Annotated in this window: 13 protein-coding genes; 6 read left to right on the forward strand and 7 right to left on the reverse strand. The window is 70.5% G+C overall.

Going from position 1 to position 18,465, the window contains the following annotated elements; all coding sequences use genetic code 11:
* Positions 1-79 precede the first annotated feature (79 nt).
* Entirely contained in the window at positions 80-1,708 is a 1,629-nt protein-coding gene (locus OIE53_RS14015; RefSeq protein ID WP_327027191.1) for a sensor histidine kinase, read from the forward strand.
* Between the two features lie 29 nt (positions 1,709-1,737).
* Here OIE53_RS14015 and OIE53_RS14020 read toward each other — a convergent pair whose 3' ends face one another.
* The gene (locus OIE53_RS14020) at positions 1,738-2,376 is read right to left on the reverse strand and encodes a response regulator transcription factor (RefSeq protein ID WP_327022003.1); all 639 of its coding nucleotides are present in this window, start codon (positions 2,374-2,376) and stop codon (positions 1,738-1,740) included.
* A gap of 265 nt (positions 2,377-2,641) precedes the next feature.
* Here OIE53_RS14020 and OIE53_RS14025 point away from each other — a divergent pair, with 265 nt between their 5' ends.
* Positions 2,642-3,619 carry an Acg family FMN-binding oxidoreductase gene (locus OIE53_RS14025; RefSeq protein WP_327022004.1) on the forward strand — a complete coding sequence of 326 codons (978 nt, stop codon included), beginning with the start codon at positions 2,642-2,644 and terminating at the stop codon, positions 3,617-3,619.
* On the opposite strand, the gene OIE53_RS14030 is transcribed toward OIE53_RS14025, so the two are convergent.
* The 4 genes from OIE53_RS14030 to OIE53_RS14045 form a co-directional block, all read right to left on the reverse strand.
* A complete protein-coding gene (locus OIE53_RS14030) occupies positions 3,616-4,617 on the reverse strand; it encodes a reductase (RefSeq protein ID WP_327022005.1) in 1,002 nt (333 codons plus the stop codon). The two genes, OIE53_RS14025 and OIE53_RS14030, sit on opposite strands and share 4 nt — an antisense overlap.
* Before the next feature lie 253 nt (positions 4,618-4,870).
* On the reverse strand, positions 4,871-5,887 hold the full coding sequence (locus OIE53_RS14035) for a LacI family DNA-binding transcriptional regulator (RefSeq protein WP_327022006.1): 1,017 nt from the start codon (positions 5,885-5,887) through the stop codon (positions 4,871-4,873).
* Between the two features lie 183 nt (positions 5,888-6,070).
* Positions 6,071-7,090, reverse strand: coding sequence for a LacI family DNA-binding transcriptional regulator (locus OIE53_RS14040; RefSeq protein WP_327022007.1), 1,020 nt, complete (start codon positions 7,088-7,090; stop codon positions 6,071-6,073).
* 62 nt (positions 7,091-7,152) lie between these two features.
* Entirely contained in the window at positions 7,153-8,445 is a 1,293-nt protein-coding gene (locus OIE53_RS14045; protein ID WP_327022008.1) for an extracellular solute-binding protein, read from the reverse strand.
* A 252-nt stretch (positions 8,446-8,697) separates the two neighbouring features.
* On the opposite strand from OIE53_RS14045, the gene OIE53_RS14050 reads away from it, so the two are divergent.
* Positions 8,698-8,949 carry a hypothetical protein gene (locus OIE53_RS14050; protein ID WP_327022009.1) on the forward strand — a complete coding sequence of 84 codons (252 nt, stop codon included), beginning with the start codon at positions 8,698-8,700 and terminating at the stop codon, positions 8,947-8,949.
* A gap of 4 nt (positions 8,950-8,953) precedes the next feature.
* A complete protein-coding gene (locus tag OIE53_RS14055; RefSeq protein WP_327022010.1) occupies positions 8,954-9,625 on the forward strand; it encodes a polysaccharide deacetylase family protein in 672 nt (223 codons plus the stop codon).
* 61 nt (positions 9,626-9,686) lie between these two features.
* Here OIE53_RS14055 and OIE53_RS14060 read toward each other — a convergent pair whose 3' ends face one another.
* Both OIE53_RS14060 and OIE53_RS14065 read right to left on the reverse strand, forming a co-directional pair.
* On the reverse strand, positions 9,687-13,022 hold the full coding sequence (locus tag OIE53_RS14060; protein WP_327022011.1) for an ATP-binding protein: 3,336 nt from the start codon (positions 13,020-13,022) through the stop codon (positions 9,687-9,689).
* On the reverse strand, positions 13,019-13,624 hold the full coding sequence (locus OIE53_RS14065) for a hypothetical protein (RefSeq protein WP_327022012.1): 606 nt from the start codon (positions 13,622-13,624) through the stop codon (positions 13,019-13,021). Before OIE53_RS14065 ends, OIE53_RS14060 begins: the two co-directional genes overlap by 4 nt.
* Before the next feature lie 415 nt (positions 13,625-14,039).
* Here OIE53_RS14065 and OIE53_RS14070 point away from each other — a divergent pair, with 415 nt between their 5' ends.
* Together OIE53_RS14070 and OIE53_RS14075 are read left to right on the forward strand one after the other, a co-directional pair.
* Complete coding sequence (locus OIE53_RS14070) at positions 14,040-14,369, forward strand: CU044_2847 family protein (protein ID WP_327022013.1); 330 nt, start codon at positions 14,040-14,042, stop codon at positions 14,367-14,369.
* 19 nt (positions 14,370-14,388) lie between these two features.
* Positions 14,389-18,453 carry a trypsin-like peptidase domain-containing protein gene (locus tag OIE53_RS14075; RefSeq protein ID WP_327022014.1) on the forward strand — a complete coding sequence of 1,355 codons (4,065 nt, stop codon included), beginning with the start codon at positions 14,389-14,391 and terminating at the stop codon, positions 18,451-18,453.
* The last annotated feature ends 12 nt before the right edge of the window (positions 18,454-18,465 follow it).

The raw sequence follows: 18,465 nt of genomic DNA on the forward strand, positions 1-18,465 counted from the left end.
CCCGAACCCCCGCCACGAGCCCCCCTCCCTCGGGCTAAGTCCGCTGTCCCGGGTCCACCTCGACGAACTGCTCCAGGAGATGCTGGACCGGGTCGGCGAGGTGGTGACCAGCCGGGAACGGCTGCGCGCCCTGCTGGACGCGGTGGTCGGCATCGGCACCGACCTGGATCTGCACAGCACCCTGCTACGGATCGTGCAGTCGGCCTGTGAGCTGGCCGGCGCCCGGTACGGGGCCCTCGGGGTGATCGGGGCGGACCGGACCCTGCACGACTTCATCACCCACGGCATCTCCCCGGAACTGCACGCCAAGATCGGTGACCTGCCGCACGGCCGGGGGGTGCTCGGCCTGCTGATCGACGATCCGAAGCCGCTGCGGATGCCGGACATCACCCAGCACCCCCACTCGTACGGCTTCCCGCCGCACCATCCCCCGATGCACACCTTCCTGGGGGTGCCGATCCGCATCCGGGACCAGGTCTTCGGCAACCTCTACCTGGCCGAGAAGCAGGGCGGCGCCCAGTTCACCGAGGACGACGAGGAGATCGTCGTGGCGCTGGCCGCGGCGGCCGGGGTGGCGATCGAGAACGCCCGGCTGTACGCCCTGGCCAACCGGCGGGAACGCTGGCTGTCCGCCACCGCCGAGATCACCTCCCTGCTGCTCGGTGAGGTACGCCGTACCGACGCCCTGACCCTGGTGGCCCGCCGGGCCCGGGAGGTCGCCGAGGCCGAGCTGGCCCTGGTGCTGCTCTACGACGACATGGCCGAGCACTTCACCGTGGAGGTCGTCGACGGTGCCGGCGACCAGGCCCGCGCGCTGGTCGGCACGGTGCTGCCGGCCGAGGACACCAGCTTCGCCGGCCCGGTCACCGAGGGCCGGCACACCTCCGTGGAGGACCTGGCCCACGCCGCGCCCTGGCCGGCGGTGCTGCACACCGGCCCGGCGGTGATCTCGCCGCTGGCCACCGCCGACACCCTGCACGGGGTGCTGGTGATCGCGCACAGCGTCGACCACGACGGGGCCACCGACGACGACGTGGTGCTGCTGGGCAGCTTCGCCGGGCAGGCCGCCCTGGCCATGGAACGGGCCCGGGGGCAGGAGGAACGGGAACAGCTTGTGGTCCTGGAGGACCGCGAGCGCATCGCCCGGGACCTGCACGACGTGGTCATCCAGCGGTTGTTCGCCACCGGCCTCCAGTTGCAGAGCGCGGTGCCGTTGGCCGGCCGTCCGGAGCTGGCCAAGCGGATCAACGCGGCGGTCGACGACCTGGACGCCACCATCAAGGACATCCGGCGCACCATCTTCGAGCTGCGCAGCCCGGTGAGTGCGGCGCTGCGTACCGAGATCCGTGAGGCCGTCGAGGTGGCCGCCGAATCCCTGGGCTTCCGCCCTCGGCTGGAGCTGGTCGGGCCGATCGACAGCGCCGTGCCCGACCCGGTCCGTCCCGAACTCACCGCCGTGCTGCGGGAGGCCCTCTCCAACGCCGTACGCCACGCCCAGGCCTCGGCCGTGTCGGTGACCGTGAGTGTGGACGCCACCCGGGTCACTGTCAGCGTCGCCGACAACGGGGTCGGGTGCGACCCGGCGGCCGCCCGGGGCGGCCTGGTCAACCTGCGTGAACGCGCCGAACGCCACGGCGGGACCTTCGAGGTACGCCCGGCCGAGCCGCAGGGCACCGAGCTGTACTGGTCGATCCCCCTGCGGGACTGACCAGCGCAGCTCACCCTGCCGGGGCCGGGCTAGGTGCTCTTGCCGAGCAGGCGGGTGGCCAGGACGGCGGCCTGGGTGCGCCGCTCCAGGCCCAGCTTGGCCAGCACGCTGGAGACGTAGTTCTTGACCGTCTTCTCGGCCAGGAACATCTTGCCGGCGATCTCCCGGTTGGTCAGCCCCTCGGCCACGTACTCCAGGATCCGCCGCTCCTGCTCGGTGAGGGCCTGCAACTCGCGGGGTTGTTCCACCCCGCTGCGGATGCGGTCCAGCACCCGGGTGGTGATCGCCGGGTCGAGCAGCGACTGACCGGCCGCCACCCGGCGTACCGCGTCTACCAGGTCGGTGCCGCGGATCTGCTTGAGCACGTAGCCGGAGGCCCCGGCCATGATCGCGGCGAACAGGGCCTCGTCGTCCTCGTACGAGGTCAGGATCAGCCCCTTGATCGAGGAGTCCACCGCCCGGATGTCCCGGCACACGTCGATGCCGTTGCCGTCGGGCAGCCGGGCGTCGAGGATCGCCACGTCCGGCCGCAGCGCGGGAATCCGGCGGGCCGCCTCCTGCGCGGAACCGGACTCACCAACCACCTCAATGTCGCCACTTGCCTGCAGCAGGTCGGCGAGGCCACGACGGACGACCTCGTGGTCGTCGAGCAAGAACACCCGGATCATCCCCCGTTTCTACCCCGCCCACCCCACCCCCCGCACGGGCCAAAGGTCCCAACCCTCCCCCTCAACCCTGTTGATCAAGAGGTTTACGTCCGCGTACGCCCGGATCCAGACCGAAACCTCTTGATCAACGCCGAGGGCCGGGGGCCATGGGAGATGCGGGCAAGGGTGGGCGGGGGTCCTGGGGGTTCGGGACGTGTGGCCCTGCTCTGGAGGGGTGGTGAGGGCGCACCGTGGATGTAACGGGTGAGTGTGAGGGGGTACGACCATGGAAAACGGCTACACGGTCGAACAGTTGCGGACCGCCGCCATCGACGCGATCCGCGCGCCGTCCCTGCACAACGTCCAGCCGTGGCGGTTCCGGCTCCGTGATGGTGCCATCGAGGTCCTGATCGACCCGGCCCGCCGGCTGCCCGCCACCGACCCCAGCGGCTGGGGTGCCCGCCTAGCCGCCGGAGCGGCCCTGTTCAACCTGCGACTGGCCCTGGCGGTGGCCGGTACCCCGGCGACGGTACGGCTGCGGCCGTACCCCTCGGAGCCGGACGTCGTGGCCCGACTGGTGCCGGATGTGCCCCGCCGACCCACCCCCGCCGAGCAGAACCTGCACGCCGCCATCCCCCGCCGGTTCAGCAACCGGGCCCCGTTCTGGCCCGACCCCGTACCGGCCGACGCCCGTTGGCGGCTCGGTGACGCGGCCCGTGCCGAGCACTGCTGGCTGGAGTTGCTGATCGGGGTCAGTGCGGTCAACGCCTTCGCCGAGATCGCGCACAGCGCCAACCGGGTCCTCGAACGCGACCCGGCCTACCGGGCGGAACGGCAGGCCTGGATTCGCCGCGAGCACGCCCCCGACGGGGTACCGGTCACCGCCGGCGGCCCGCTGGCCGAGCCGCAGGACCTGCTGCCGGCCCGGGACTTCGGCGACCGACACCGACCCCCCGGCCGCGACTTCGAACCCGAGCCCCTGGTAGCGGTGCTCGGCTCCCCCGGCAACACCGCGGTCGACCAGGTCATCGCCGGTCAGGCGATGCAGCGGGTGCTGCTCACCGCCACCGACGCCGGCCTGTCGGTGTCCATGCTGTCCCAGCCGGTCGAGGTGCCCTCGGCCCGCGAGCAGCTACGGGTGTCGCTGGGACGCTTCGGCGCCCCCCAGATGGTGATGCGGGTCGGGTACGGCCAGCCCGGCTGGCCCACCCCTCGCCGGGAGGTCGACGAGGTGCTGGACCTGCCGGTACACCACCACGCCTAGCCGGGCAGGGTGGCGAGCAGTGCGGCCTCCCGGTGCGGGTCCAGACCGACCGGTGGCCGGGGCGGCCGACCGGCCCGGGACGGCACCTGGCCGACCCGGCGCAGCCAGGACCAGGTGTCGGCCACCGTCTCGGTCAGGGGTCGGCAGCGCAGCCCGTCGGCGTACGCGCGGGTGACGTCCTTCTGCTGAAGCCACCGCCACTCGTGGTCAGGTGGAATCCAGATCGGCAGGTCGTTCCAGGGCACGACCCCGGCGGCGAGGATCCGTTCCGGGTCGACCCAGCGCAGCCGGGCGTCCGCACCGGTGGCGTCGAGACAGGCGGCCAGCAGTTCACCGAAGGTGGCCGACCCGGGCCGACCGACCACGTTGACGGGGCCGCCGCGCCGGGCCGCCCCGGAGTCCAGCAGGTAGGCCGCCAGGTCCCGGACGTCGATGTACTGCACCGGCAGGTCGGCGGGACCGGGTGCCAGCACCTCGCCGCCGCGGGCGATGCGGCCAAGCCACCACGGCAGCCGACCGATGTCCTCGCCGGGGCCCAGGATCAGCCCGGCCCGGGCCAGCAACACCCGGTCGCCCAACACCTCCCGCAGGGCCCGCTCGGCACCGGCCTTCAGCTGGGGGTAGTCACCTTCGGTGGCCTCCGGGTCGGCCTCGACCACCGGATCCCGCTCGGTCACCCCGGCCGGCACCGGCGGGGCGTAGACGGAGCCGCTGGAGACGTAGACGTAGTGGCCGATCCGACCGGCCAGCAGCCGCGCCACCTGCCCTGCGGCCCTGGGCGCACCATCCCAGGTGTCGACGACCACATCCCACTCGCCGTCGGCGAGCGCGCCCAGGCCGTCCGGGGTCAGGCGGTCACCCACGAGACGTCGTACGCCGGCCGGAGGAGCCCCGTGCCGCCCCCGGTTGAACACCGTGACCGACCAGCCACGATCGAGGGCCTCGGAGACCGTCGCCCCGCCCACGAATCCCGTTCCACCCAGCATCAGCAGTCGCATACGCCTCACCCTGCCCCTGGTCGAGGAGCCACGGGAGCCCGGTTCACCGTCAGCAGATCTGCCGACAGCAGAACGAAGGTGCCCGCGCCGGCCGGACGATCAGTTGTCCGGTCGACGCGGGCCAGGTTCGGCGGTGCCGCGGGCACGGCGGGCGACCACCTGATCACTTCGTTCGCAGAACGGGTGACCAGTTCCATCGTGGGCGGTGACCGATACTCCGGTCAACAGCTTCCGGAAAATTATCGGTAAACTCCTATGCCACCGGGGCGGCACTGTCCCGGATGACGAGTTCCGTGGCCAACTCCACCCGAGGGCTCTCCACCCGCTCCCCCTTGGCCAACCGCAGCACCGTACGGGCGGCCAGCATCCCCATCTCGCTCAACGGCTGACGCACCGTGGTCAACGGAGGCGAGCACCACCGCACCTCCGGCAGGTCGTCGAAGCCGACCACGCTGACATCGTCCGGAATCCGCAGCCCCCGCTGCCGTACGGCCTCGTAGACCCCCAGAGCCATCTGGTCGCTGGAGGCGAAGATCGCGGTCGGCGGGTCCGCCAACCCCAGCAGTCGCCCGCCGCCGACGAACCCGGCCTCGTGGTAGAAGTCGCCCGGGCAGACGAGGGTCTCGTCGAAGGTGAGTCCGGCGGCCTCCAGGGCGGCCCGGTAGCCGTCCATCCGGGCCCGACTGCACATCAACTGCGGCGGCCCGGCGATGAACCCGATCCGCCGGTGCCCCAGACCGATCAGATACTCCGTGGCGCGCAGGCCACCGGCCCAGTTGGCGGCACCGATCGTCGGCGCCTCCTGGGCCGGCAGCCCGTCCGCGTCGACGATCACCACAGGGATGTTGAGCCGGCGCAACTCGGCCTGTAGCGGCGGCTCGACCATGGAGGTCACGAAGATGACCCCCTCGGTGCCGCGCCGCCGCATGCCGTCGAGCCACTGTTCGGCGGAGGTGTTCTGGCGGTGGATGGCGGAGACCACCGTGCCCACCCCGGCGGCGTGGGCCACATCCTCCACCCCACGAATGATCTCCACCGCCCACGGACTGTCCAGATCGTTGAACACCAGATCCACCAGACCCGAACTGGCCCGCATACTCGGCGGCCGACGCCGATACCCATGCCGCGACAGCAACTCCTCCACCCGCTGACGCGTCTGCGGAGCCACATCCGAACGACCATTGATCACCCGCGACACCGTCGGCACCGACACCCCGGCCAGGTCTGCGATCACGGAGATGGTCACCTTGCGGGTTTCTCTGGCGGCCACAGCACTCCCAACCGGTACGGCGACAGCCCGCGCGGCGACGAGGAGCGGCCGGGACGGGCGGCCGGCTGCCCTCCTTACCCTAGTGCTGAGAAATTCCAGCCGCCTACCGGTAATTGGTGCAATTCACATTCGCCCAGCGGTCATCGCCGGAGCACCTGTCGGGGCCGTGCGGGAGCGTGTTGATCAGCCCTTCGGAGCGGCCGCGCTGTCCCGGATGACCAGTTCGGTGGCCAACTCCACCCGAGGGCTCTCCACCTTCTCCCCCTTGGCCAACCGCAGCACCGTACGGGCGGCCAGCATCCCCATCTGGGCCAGCGGCTGACGGACCGTGGTCAACGGAGGCGAGCACCACCGCACCTCCGGCAGGTCGTCGAAGCCGACCACGCTGACGTCGCCGGGCATCCGCAGCCCGCGCTGCCGTACGGCCTCGTAGACCCCGAGGGCCATCTGGTCGCTGGAGGCGAAGATGGCCGTCGGCGGATCCGCCAGGGCCAGCAGCCGCGACCCGCCGGCGAACCCGGCTTCGTGGTAGAAGTTGCCCGGCTGGATCAGCCGATCGTCGATGGGCAGTCCGGCGGCCTCCAGGGCGGCCCGGTAGCCGTCCATCCGGGCCCGACTGCACATCAACTGCGGCAGTCCGGCGATGAACCCGATCCGCCGGTGCCCCAGACCGATCAGGTACTCCGTGGCCCGCAGACTGCCCGCCCAGTTCGTGGCGCCGATGGTCGGTGCGTCCTGGGAGGGAACACCGGCCGGGTCGACGATCACCACAGGGATGTTGAGCCGACGCAACTCGGCCTGCTGCGGGGGCTCAAGGGTGGAGGTCACGAAGATGACCCCCTCGGTGGAGCGGGTCCGGATGTTGTCCAGCCACTGCTTCGCCGAGGAGGTACGCCGGTGGATGGCGGAGACCACCGTGCCCACCCCGGCGGCGTGAGCCACATCCTCCACCCCACGAATGATCTCCACCGCCCACGGACTGTCCAGATCGTTGAACACCAGATCCACCAGACCCGAACTGGCCCGCATACTCGGCGGCCGACGCCGATACCCATGCCGCGACAGCAACTCCTCCACCCGCTGACGCGTCTGCGGAGCCACATCCGAACGACCATTGATCACCCGCGACACCGTCGGCACCGACACCCCGGCCAGGCGGGCGATCGCCGCGATGGTCACCGTGCGGTTGTCGTTGACACCCACGCGGCCCTCCCTTTGCTCAAACGTCACCGTGCCGCAGCCGACTGGTCGACCAACGGACATCACTACTGTTTCTGCGCCACCCTGGTGATGTCCTTGACGATCTGGTCGGGCCGCTTCGAGCCGACGATCAGATCGGCGACACTCTTGTTGATCTGCTCGCCGACCGCCGGGGGGAAGGCCTGGTCGAGATAGAGCTGGAACCCGCTGGCGACAGCCAGATGCGCCGCCACCACCTGGTTGTTCGCGTCCTTGATCCGGCCGACGGCGGCCAGGTTGGTGGGCAGCACGGCACCGGTCTCCGCCGCCCAACGCTGGTTCTCCGACCGCAGCAGCGACCGCAGAAAGTCCACTGTGGCGGGGGGCGCGTTGCGACCGACCGCGAAGCCGTTACCGCCACCGAAGGCGTCCGTGGCCTCGCCCTTGCCGCCCTCCACCATCGGGAAGGTGAAGAAGCCGAGTTGCCCGCCGATGCCCAGCTTGCTGGTGGACGAGGAGGCCTGAATGGAGGGGGCCCACTGGCCCATCAGCTCCATGGCGGCCTCACCGTTGCCCATCGCCGCGGCCTGACCTTCGTCGGAGCCGTACTCGGCGCGCCGCCAACCACGCTGGAAGGGCTCCAGGTCGGTCAGTTGACGGACGTGCTCGCCAGCGGCCACGAAGTCCGGGGTGTTGAAGTCGCCGTCCTCGGCCGCCCGCCGCAAGGCGCCCAGGCCGCCGATGCGCATCGCCAGGTACGCCCAGTAGTAGTGCCCGGGCCACTTGTCCTTACCGGCCAGGGCGATGGGCACGATGCCCGCGGACTTGAGCTTCTTGACCGTGGTCAGCAACTGGGACCAGGTGTTCGGCGGCGAGATGATGCCGGCCTCGGCGAAGAGGTCACGGTTGTACCAGAAGCCGATCATGCCGATGTCGAACGGGATGCCGTAGATCCGACCGTTGACGGTGTACGGCTGCAGCGCGGCCGGTAACAGCTGCCCGATCCAGGGGGACACCTCCGAGGTGATGTCCTTGACCAGCCCCGCCTCGGCCTGCTCGCGCAGCAGCCCGCCACCCCAGGACTGAAACAGATCCGGTGGCGAGCCGGCCTTGGTGACCTTGGCCAACTCGGCCTTGAACACCTCGTTCTCCTGGGGGGTCACCTCGATGGTGACGTTCTGGTGGCGGGTTTCGTACAGCCGCGCCATCTCGGCCCACACCGGCAGCATGGGATCGGTGTTCTGGATGTGCCACCAGTTGATCCGTTGTGGACCGACCGGGCCGTCGGACTCGTCGTCCGCACAGCCTCCCAGCAGGACCGCACCGGCACCGGCACCGGCCAGACCGAGCAGCGACCTGCGGGAGACGTGCAGTGTCATGCCTTATCCCTTCAACCCTGGGACGTGCGCGCGCACCGCCACACACGGCGAGAGGCCCAAGTCGGCATGCCGAAAGTTTCAGGTCAATGCCGGTATTTTCGAGGTGATGGCCGGCACGTTACGACGCATTGACATGCGCGGTCAAGAGGGGTGTCGCAAGCAGACTCAAGCCGCTAGCGTGTGGGAAATCCAGGCGTGTCCCACGGCGAAGTTCCGGAAGTGCTCCGGGATCGGAGCCTGAAGGAGTCGAACATGTCGACCGAGAACGCAGACGTGACGGCCACCCGGTCGCTGCGCAGAGCCGTACTCCCCGGAGTCCACCCGGACCCGCCCCTTCTGCCCCTGGGCGGCATCTTCCCATCGGTCCTGGATGTCCACGATGGTCGGTCATCCAAGAATCCGCACCATCTGTATCCCACCCGGGCCGAGGACGGGCGACAGGTGCAGTACCTCGGCGGCGACAGCGCCGACCTCGACCACGCCACCCACCGCCAAAAGGTCTGAGCGCATGTCACCTCGCACCTCTCCCCCGCCGACCGCACCCCACTCCAGGTCCGCGCCGGGCGTCGCGGCATGTCCCGAAGTCACGATCGGTACCGACCGGGTCCTCTGCCTGACCTTCGACGACGGACCCCATCCGGTGCACACCCCCCGCCTGCTCGAGGTGCTCGCCGGCCACGACGTGCCGGCGGTCTTCTTCCTCCAGGGCGATCAGGCAGCGAAGTACCCCGACCTGGTCCGCCGGATCATCGCCGCCGGGCACGCGCTGGGCAACCACAGCATGCACCACGACGACATGAGCGACTGGACCCTGGGTCGGATCGCCTCGGACCTGCTGGAGACCAACGCGGTCATCCGCCGGGCCGTACCGCAGACCCCACTGCCCTACTTCCGGGCCCCGTACGGCGCCTGGGGGCAGACCCCGACGGTGGCGACCGCCCTGGGGATGCGGCCAATGGGCTGGCAGTTGGCCGTCACCGACTGGGTGCCACCCGGCACCGACGAGTTGGCCCGCCGCCTCACCGAGGGTGTCACCCCGGGCGCGGTGGTGCTGCTGCACGACGGCGGCGGCGACCGCAGTCAGACCGTCGAGGCCGTCGACGCCGTCATCCCACCCCTGCGGGCCGACGGCTGGCAGTTCGCCCTACCCCCACCGGCCGGAGCCCTCGCCGGCCGGTGACCGACCAACGGCTGCGACGCCGACCGGCACCGAACGCGGTTCGCGAGCGCGTCGTTTCCGATTACCGTACGGCCGTCGGATTGGCCGCGCGGTGGACGACCTCCTCGGTGGTCAGCGGACTACGCGGATGGTGACTCAGGCACATCGGAGCCTGCATCTTGACGAACCGACCGCCCTCGACCGCAGCGTAGAACTGCCCCGTACGCATCCTGCCGACGTCGGTGATGTCGGCCCCCTTCGCTCTGGCCACGTCCCGGGCCGCCTCGATCTGCACGGGCACGGTCAGTAGGCCGAAGAACTGGGTGGCCGCGTTGCCCGGAATCTGGTTGTGCAGCCCCTTCGGTGCCTGCGTGGCGAAGACCAGTCCCAGACCGTACTTGCGGGCCTGCGAGGTCAGCGCCAGGGTGCTCTGAGTACACGCCGTGTTGGCAGCGGACGGGGCGAACGTCTGGGCCTCGTCCATCACGAAGAGTCCGCCCAGTGGTCGGTCACCGGCCGGATGACGCTTGATCCAGGTGAACAGGGCGAGTTGCAGCTGATTGACGAAGCTCTGCCGTTGGTGGTCCTCGGGCAACCCGACGAAACTGATCACCGACACCCGGGCACGTCTACCCGGTGGCGGTGTGAGCAGCTCACCGGGGTCGACCGGGGTGCCGGCGCCGCCGAGGAGCGGGTCGTTGATCAGCGCGGCCTTGAGCAGTTGCGCCATGCCCGCCGCCAGCCTCTGTGCACCGTCGAGCTGGCTGACCCCGTCGGGCAGCTCGTTGAGCACCTCGGTGAACTCAGGCAGGTTGTTGGCTCCGGTCCGGGCGTAACTGATCAACGCTTCCCGTAACACCGCCCGGCCCAGCCGAGCCTTGTCGGTGCCGCCGTCCACCCGGGCGTGCGGGGCGAGGGTCGCCACTGCGGCGTTCACCGCCGCCGTGAACCCGTCCGGGTCGTCGAGCACGTCGACGAACCTGGGCAGCGGCTGGAAGCTCAGTGGCCGACCCGCCTGCCGGCCCGGCGTCCAGATCACCACGTCCGTACCGGCAAGGTAGGCCGCGGCCCGGTCCGGGTCGTCCGGCCCCCAGCCGGTCGGCGCTGCCGGCCACGCCTCGCCGAGGCGGGCCAGGTCGTTGTTCGGATCGAGGACGATGGCGGACACGCCACGAAGCGCGCACTCCTCGACCAGTCGGCGGATCAGGACGGTCTTGCCGGAGCCGGATCCAGCGAAGATCACCGTGTGCCGACGCAGGGATTCGAGCTCGACGCGCACCGGGTCTGGTCGACCGGACACCACTCCGATGTCCACCCGCTCCGGATTCATCCCGGCCACGAGTGGGCCTGCCGGTATGCCCGGGCCGGGCGCCGGCATCGCTTGTACCGCGTCGGGGACAACACCCCCGACCGGCGGTCCCGCCATGTCCGCAGACACGGATGACAGCGACGCCACGCCGACGGGACCGCCCGGCGACGCCGCATGGACGGGCCCGCCCGGCGACGCCACAGCGACAGCCGGCGGAGTCGCACCGCCGGGCCCGATCGCGGACACCCTCGCCTCGGTCACCTCGGGTCCGCTGCCCAGCGCCTCGCGCAGGCAGGTGATCTCGGCAGCCGGCCGCCGGTCGGCGAACCACGGCCGCAACATCTCGAGCCCGAAGTCCTGAACGAGCTGTTCCAGGGCGATCAGGCGGCGGATGTCGGCGGCGGGAAAGGAGATCGTCCGGCCACCGGCCCGGGTGAAGGCGTCCAGCACCTCACGGGTCCGGGCACCGCGTGACCATTCCGGCGTGCGCAGCAGGAACAGTTTCCGCTTGGCGACTCCCTCGGTGAGCCCGGCGGCGGTGACCGCGTTGCGGATCCGGTTGAGCGCGGCGATGTGGTGCGGCGCGCAGACCGCCCGGAACGACCAGTGCTCCTCGTCCTCGCTCTCGTCGTCGAGGCTGTGCCGCAGTCGGGCGTGCAGGGCCGGTTTCCCTCCGGCGGGAATGGGGTCGAGGCTGAAGCTGTCGACACCGGTGCCCTGCGCGGCGATCCAGGCCGTCAACCCGGCCTTGAGCAGCCCCGGCACCTGCACGTCCTCGGTCTGCTGGGTCAGGGCGGATTCCGGGTCCGCCCCGGCGATCAGCTCCGCGTACCGTGCGTCGATCTTGGCGAACTCGTCGGCCAGCCGCGCGCCGACCGGCGGTACCCCGGTCACTGCGGTCGCCGGGCCGGCGGTGCCGTACTTGAGGTGCGACAGTTCGCGGATCTCACCGCTGGTCAGGCAGGCCCGCACGTGCGTGTCGATACGGCGCAGCAGCTCACGCGGCGTGAACCCGACGACCTCGTCGAACGCGGCCGGGTGAACCGGCCAGGTGGGGTGCGGCGGTGTAAACCCCACCTCGTCGAAGAGCACCGCGAACCGCTTCGCGACCAGTTCCCGCCCCACCTCCACGGAGGGGATCTCCTTGAGCGGGGCCGCCTCGCGGAATCGGTCCTGGACGGTGTCGGTGGCCTGCTCCTTGAGGTCACGCCAGGTCTGCGGCAGGCAGGACACCACGGACAGCGAGCGCTTGGTGGTCTCGCGCAGCGCCATCAGGCCACTTGCCACCTGTTCCAGCAACAGCGACGTCTGCCAGTCGATCTCTCCTCGGACCTCCTGGTTGGTGGCCTTGACGGACTGGGCGACCATCAGGTCGATCTGGTCGACCGCGATCACCGCCGGTGCCACCATGGCCAGCAGCCGCGACGTGTCCCGAACCACCTCCTGCGGTGCCCGCCGGTTACGTCGCAGGCCCCAGGCTGTCCGGGTGCCCGGCTCCTCCTCGTCGCTGGAGGACAGGAAGTCGTAACCGATGTCCTCCAGGTCCGAGGACTCGGCGGCATACAGCACCAACGCCCGGAGGGTGTCCTGACACTCGGTGCCTACCTGGCGGTTCGCCTTACGGACAAGGTCGACGAAGGCATCCAGGGCGGACCGACTGAGTTCGGTGTCCCCGGTGACCGCTCGGCGCACGGTCCGGGGAGCGTCGGTACGGTCCGCCAGCCGGCGCAGGAAGGTACGCAGCTGGGTCGTCCCGTCCGGCATCGGCCGGGACAGACCTGCCAGGAGCGACATCGCGGTGCTGTGCCAGAACGCCCGAGCCTCCAACAGCTCGACCAGGAAGAAGAACCCCCCGCGCTGCTGCACCTCCTGCCGCACCGTGCCGAGCAGGTGGGTCTTGCCGGTTCCCCGTTGACCGAGGATCGCGACCCCCACCGGGCTGGAGTCGGCGCTGTGGTCCGCCTCGGTGAAACTGTCCAGCACGGTCCGGAGCACGTCGTGGTGCAGCGCCTCCACATGGAACGGCGCCGGCTTCCAGACGTCGTCAGGGGTCGGGGCCCAGTTGAACCGCAGCGCAGCCAGCGCTCGCCGTTCCTGCTCGCTGGTCATGACGAGATGGCGATGAGGTGCTTGTCCTGGTTGCCGATGTGCACGGCGGCGGCCCGTTCATGCGGCCGGAGCACCTTCTGGTTGGACTCCGGCACCAGGTGGACGTTGCGCTCCTGGTTGAGCTGGATCAGGGCGGCGTCGAACTCGGCACGGGGCAGGTCACCGAGCGCGGCACGCAGGTCGGCGAGCATGACGTAGTCGCCGGGTCCCCCGGCCAGCCCGTGGTACGCCTGCCGAATCCGGGTGACCGGATCTGCCGAACCGGCGGCGACCGGCTGGGGCGTGAGGGCGACCTCGTCTGCCTTGATCTGCATCCGGAACAGGTCGTCGGCGCGAGTCCCCGAATGGTCGATCAACCGGCGCAGGAAGTCGAGTACGACGTAGAGGGTTCCGCCCGTCGTACCGGCCCTGGCCGGCGGCTCCGCCCCCAGTTCCTGGGCGGCTCGTTCCCAGCCCTTGTCGGTCAACTCCAGGATGATCCTCGGTTTGGGCGTCACCTCGATCAGGTCGAGCGATTCCAGACGACGACGGTGTGCTGGCGTGACGCTGATGCCGGCGACATTCTTCAGATAGGTCTGCGGCAGCGGAGCCGCTTTGATCATCAGCGTGATGAGAATGCACCGGTCAACGAGCGTCAGTTCCTTTTCCGGCATGCGGATGCTCCTCTGTGGCACGAGCTTTCACCACGTTGACGGTGATGATCGAGACTCGGGGGTGGGCTGCGCGACGAGGCGGCCTCGCGTTCGGGCCGATTCTGCCGACGGTCCCTGGCGAGCGCAAGGTCACCAATCTGGCTGCCAATAACCGACAGGGCGATTGAGTGGATCTTCAACGGCCCAGCGTGGAGGCGATGGCTGAAACACCCGTTCGGGAGGGCGTCGGCCGTTCGGGCACTCGACCGTTGCCAAACGGCAAGAGCAGGGGGCAGCATGGCTGGTCGGCGAGAGGCTGCCGGTGAAACCGGCCGGGAGCAGGCCCTCTCCTGCCCGTTTCGGGGAAACGCCACGGAGGTTACCGGTGCAGTCTGAGGTGGTCCGCTACCAGGTCGATGACAACACCGTCGCGTTGATCGAGGTCGAACCACCGGCCGGTTTCCAGCCCGCCGGTGTGGGTGATGTCGCCGGCTGGGTCCGGGAATCCGCAGCCCCGGCGGTCGCCGCCGCGAAGGAACTGCTGGAACACGTAAAGACGGTCGCCCCGGACTCCGTCGAGGTGCGTTTCGGAATCAAGGCCACCGGCACGGCGAGTTGGGTGATCGCCAAGGCCACCGGTGAGGCGAACTTCGAAGTCACCCTCGCCTGGTCGGCCGACACGGCTCCGGAACGCAACACCGACCCGCAGCGCTGACGGACGGATCCGGTGGCCCGTGACCACAGCCCCTGATGGCAGCCCATGGGCGGTAGCCCTATACCGGGAAGGCAACCCTCACACACCGGTCGGCACCGGCATCGTCATCGACAGCAACCTCGTCCTCACCTGCCACCACGTGGCATTCGCTGACGACGGTACCCTCCACGATCTCTGGGTCGCCTTCCCGCTCGCCCCGAGGGTCGGCTACTACGACCGTCGCAAGGTTGGCCAGTGCCTGCACGACGGCCGTCAGGCCGCACACGTCGACTTGGCCGTGCTGGAGCTGGTCGAGCCGGTCCCGCCCACCGTCGCACCCGCACGGCTGCGCTGCCTTGACCCCAAACCACTGGTCGAACGTCCCTTCTGGGCGTACGGATTTCCCGCCGCCATAGCCGGCGGTACCCCGGCCGTCGGTACCGTCACCGAGATCGGCGGCTGGGGACACATCATGATCGACAGCGGTTCGAGCGGCGCACTGAGCAAGGGGTTCAGTGGCGGCGCGGTGTGGTCGCCGGAGTATCAGGCCGTGGTCGGTGTCGTCGTCTCCGCCGACGGCCGGGGCAAGGGCCAAGCCGTGACCCTGTATCACGCCGACGAGCAGCTACCCGAGATGAAGCTGGCGACTCTCTCCGCGTGGCGGGTCGCCGACGCCGACGACGCCGCGCTGTCCGCCTGGGGGTGGACGCTGCGCACCGACGGCGAGGCGGGGCGGCACTGGTTGCCCCGCGCCCGCGGCGTTGCGGTCGACACCGAGGGCGGCGCCCGGTTCCGCGGCCGGACCACGGCACTACGACGCATCGTCGACTGGATCGACCAGCCTGCTCCGATCACCCGACCGCTGCTCGTCACCGGCTCTCCCGGTGTGGGAAAGTCCGCCGCTCTGGGACGGATCGTCACCACCGCCGACCGACAGATCCGGGCGAGCCTGCCGGCGGACGACCTCGCCGTGCGGGCCACCCTCGGTTCGGTCTCCTGCGCCGTGCACGCGAAGGGCAAGACCGCCATCGAGGTCGCGACGGAGATCGCCCGCGCCGCCGCCGTCGACCTGCCGGACACCCCGGCCGATTTGGCCCCGGCGGTACGCGACCGCCTGATGCGGCGGGGCAGCCGCTTCGCCCTGGTCATCGACGCACTCGACGAGGCCGCCGACCCCGGCCACGCCCGCCGGATCGTCGACGAGATCCTGCTGCCGCTGGCACGCGACTGCGGCCCGTACGGATTCCGGGTGGTGGTCGGCACCCGACGCCGCGACGACCAAGGCGACCTGATCGCCTGCTTCGGCGAGAACACGGATCTGATCGACCTGGACACGCCCGAATACTTCGCGGAGTCCGACCTGGTGAACTACGCCCAGGCGACCCTGCAACTGCTCGGTGCCGAGCGCGCGGCCAACCCGTACGCCGATCCGGGCGTGGCAGCCCCGCTCGCCCGACGCATCGCCGCCCTGGCCAAGGGCAATTTCCTCGTTGCCGGACTGGTCGCGCGGGCACACGCGCTGCGCGACACATCGGCGGTCGATCCGGCCTCGGTGTCGTTCACCGCCACGGTGGCCCACGCGCTGGACGCCTACCTCGCCGGGCTTCCGGCGGCCGGTTCGGCCTCCGCCCGCCTGGCGCTGACAGCCCTGGCGTACGCCGAGGCGCCAGGGCTGCCGTTGCCGCTGTGGCAGGCGGCGGTGACGGCGCTGGGCGGTACGGCCACGGCTGAGCAGCTCGCCCTGTTCGCCCGCGGTTCTGCGGCGAACTTCCTGGTCGAGACAGGCGGCGGCGCACAGCCCGCGTACCGGCTGTTCCACCAGGCACTCAACGATGCGCTGCTGGCCGACCGGGATCAGCAGGGCGTCCGACGCGACGACCAGCGCCGCTTGGTGTCCGCCTGGCTCGACCTGGCCGCTGACACCGGCTGGGCGTCCGCGCCGGACTACCTCCTGCGTTCGCTGCCCCAGCACGCCGCTCGGGCCGGACTCGTCGAACGCCTGCTCGCCGATGGGGACTACCTGCTGCACGCGCATCTGGATCGGCTGCTCACCGTCGTCGACACCGCCCGGGCCCCGATGTCCCCGCGAGCGCAGTCCCGGGCGCGGTTGCTGCGACGTACGCCGTTGGCGGTGGCCGCGGAGCCCGCCGAGCGGGCCGCGCTCTTCTCGGTGGTCGACCGCCTCGACGATCTCGACAGTGGCATCGGCGCCGACGGCGCGCCCTACCGGGCCCGGTGGGCGCACACCCCGCCCCGGCAGGAACGCAGCGTGCTTGACGGGCACTCGCAGGCCGTCTACGACGTCGCCGCCATCGAGGTCGACGGTCGGCGGCTGCTCGCCTCCGTCGGTGACGACGGCACCGTTCGGCTCTGGGATCCGCTGACCAACCAGGCCGAGTCGGTCTTCAACTGTCACGACGACACCGTCCGCGGCGTCTGCGCCGTTCGGACCAGCGCCGGCGAGACCCTACTCGCCACGGCCAGCCATGACGGCACGGTGGGCCTGTGGGAGCCACGGACCGGCCAGCGCCGACACGAACTGCGCGGACACCACGACTGGGTACGCAACATCTGCACCATTCCGCTGCCCGGGGGCGACCTGCTCGCCTCGGCTGGCGACGACCGGACGGTACGAATCTGGGATCCCGCCAACGGCATCCAGCGGTACAAGCTGACCGGGCACATCGGCTGGGCCACCGCCGTGACCTACGTCCCCGCCGACGGACGTCACCTGCTCGCCTCCACCGGCTTCGACGGAATGATCCGGATCTGGGAGCCGACCGCCGATGTCGAGCCGACGCTGACCATCGCCGGACATGCCGGCTGGGCGACGACCCTCTACGCGGTGCGCACCCCCGGCGGCACCCTGCTCGCCTCGGGCGGCTACGACGGCACCGTCCGCCTGTGGGATCCGTTCACCGGCCGGTGCGTCAAGCTTCTGGAGACCGGTGGGCCGGTCACCGACCTGTGCACCATCGACGTCGACGATGGTTGCCTGCTGGTCTCCACCGGTGAGGACGGACTGATCCGGCTGTGGGAGGTGCCGACCTGGACGAGCCGGCCGAGCCTACGGGGACACGCGAGCTGGATCCGCGCGGTGTGCGAGCTGCGCACCGCAGAGCAGCGGATGCTGGCGACCGCCGGGGACGACGGCACCGTACGGTTGTGGGATCCGGCCGGCGGTCAGCCAGGCACCATCGCCGACCAGGACAGGTTCGCTCCGGTGAGCGCGCTCTGCCAACTGCCCGGTGAACGGCCGCTGGTCGCCGCCGGTGGCACCGACGGCCTGGTGCGGTTCTGGGACGTGCACACCGGCGAACGCCTGCAGGAATTCAACACCCCGGGCGGCACCGTCAACGCCATGTGCGCGGTCGCCGACGAGGAGGAGCCGCTGCTGTTCACCGCCCAGGACGACTGTGCCGTCGTCGGATGGGACGTCCGCGACGGCGCGCAAGGGCTGGAGATGCGGGAACACTACGGCGAGGTGGCTGCGGTCTGCCCGATCGTCATCAACGGTGAGACCCTGATCGCCTCCGCCGGCGACGACCAGGCGGTCCGACTGTGGCACCCGCACACGGGTGCCGTACGTATGGTGCTGCTCGGGCATGTCACCCATGCCTGGGTGACCGCGCTCGCCACGGTGAGCTGGCCCGGCATCGAGGCGCTCGCCTCGGCGGACAAGAGTGGCACGGTGATGTTGTGGGGAGGTGGCGACACCCCGGTCTGGGTGCAGCAGGGTCACCAGGATGCGGTGACCGCGCTCTGCGGCATCACCGTGGCCGGCCGGCGGATGCTGGTGTCGGGCAGCGCCGACCACTCGATCCGGATGTGGGACGCCGAATGGGGCCAGCCGGTCCGTTGGTTCACCGGGCACAGCGCGGCGGTCACCGGGCTGAGCCTGATCCAGGTCGATGGTCAGGACCTGTTGGCCTCTGCCAGCCGCGACCGTACGGTGCGGATCTGGGATCCGACGACCGGCCGGACGGTCCGTACGATCCCGGTCTATCACCCGGCCCTGGCCTGCTGCACCGTCGGTGACACTTTGCTGGTCGGTCTGGATCAGGGCCTGCTCGCCCTCGCTGTCACCGGCCGAGACGACCGGTAATCCTGGTGGCCC

Origin of the sequence: Micromonospora sp. NBC_01739, assembly GCF_035920385.1 — a bacterium.
In the GTDB taxonomy this organism is placed as follows: Bacteria; Actinomycetota; Actinomycetes; order Mycobacteriales; family Micromonosporaceae; genus Micromonospora.

Excerpts from the sequence above, each read along its gene's own strand:
- OIE53_RS14015 (WP_327027191.1), top strand. The coding sequence starts at position 80 with ATGCTGGACCGGGTCGGCGAGGTGGTGACCAGCCGGGAACGGCTGCGC.
- OIE53_RS14030 (WP_327022005.1), bottom strand. The coding sequence starts at position 4,617 with ATGCGACTGCTGATGCTGGGTGGAACGGGATTCGTGGGCGGGGCGACG.
- OIE53_RS14065 (WP_327022012.1), bottom strand. The coding sequence starts at position 13,624 with ATGATCAAAGCGGCTCCGCTGCCGCAGACCTATCTGAAGAATGTCGCC.
- OIE53_RS14060 (WP_327022011.1), bottom strand. The coding sequence starts at position 13,022 with ATGACCAGCGAGCAGGAACGGCGAGCGCTGGCTGCGCTGCGGTTCAAC.
- OIE53_RS14055 (WP_327022010.1), top strand. The coding sequence starts at position 8,954 with ATGTCACCTCGCACCTCTCCCCCGCCGACCGCACCCCACTCCAGGTCC.
- OIE53_RS14050 (WP_327022009.1), top strand. The coding sequence starts at position 8,698 with ATGTCGACCGAGAACGCAGACGTGACGGCCACCCGGTCGCTGCGCAGA.
- OIE53_RS14025 (WP_327022004.1), top strand. The coding sequence starts at position 2,642 with ATGGAAAACGGCTACACGGTCGAACAGTTGCGGACCGCCGCCATCGAC.
- OIE53_RS14045 (WP_327022008.1), bottom strand. The coding sequence starts at position 8,445 with ATGACACTGCACGTCTCCCGCAGGTCGCTGCTCGGTCTGGCCGGTGCC.
- OIE53_RS14020 (WP_327022003.1), bottom strand. The coding sequence starts at position 2,376 with ATGATCCGGGTGTTCTTGCTCGACGACCACGAGGTCGTCCGTCGTGGC.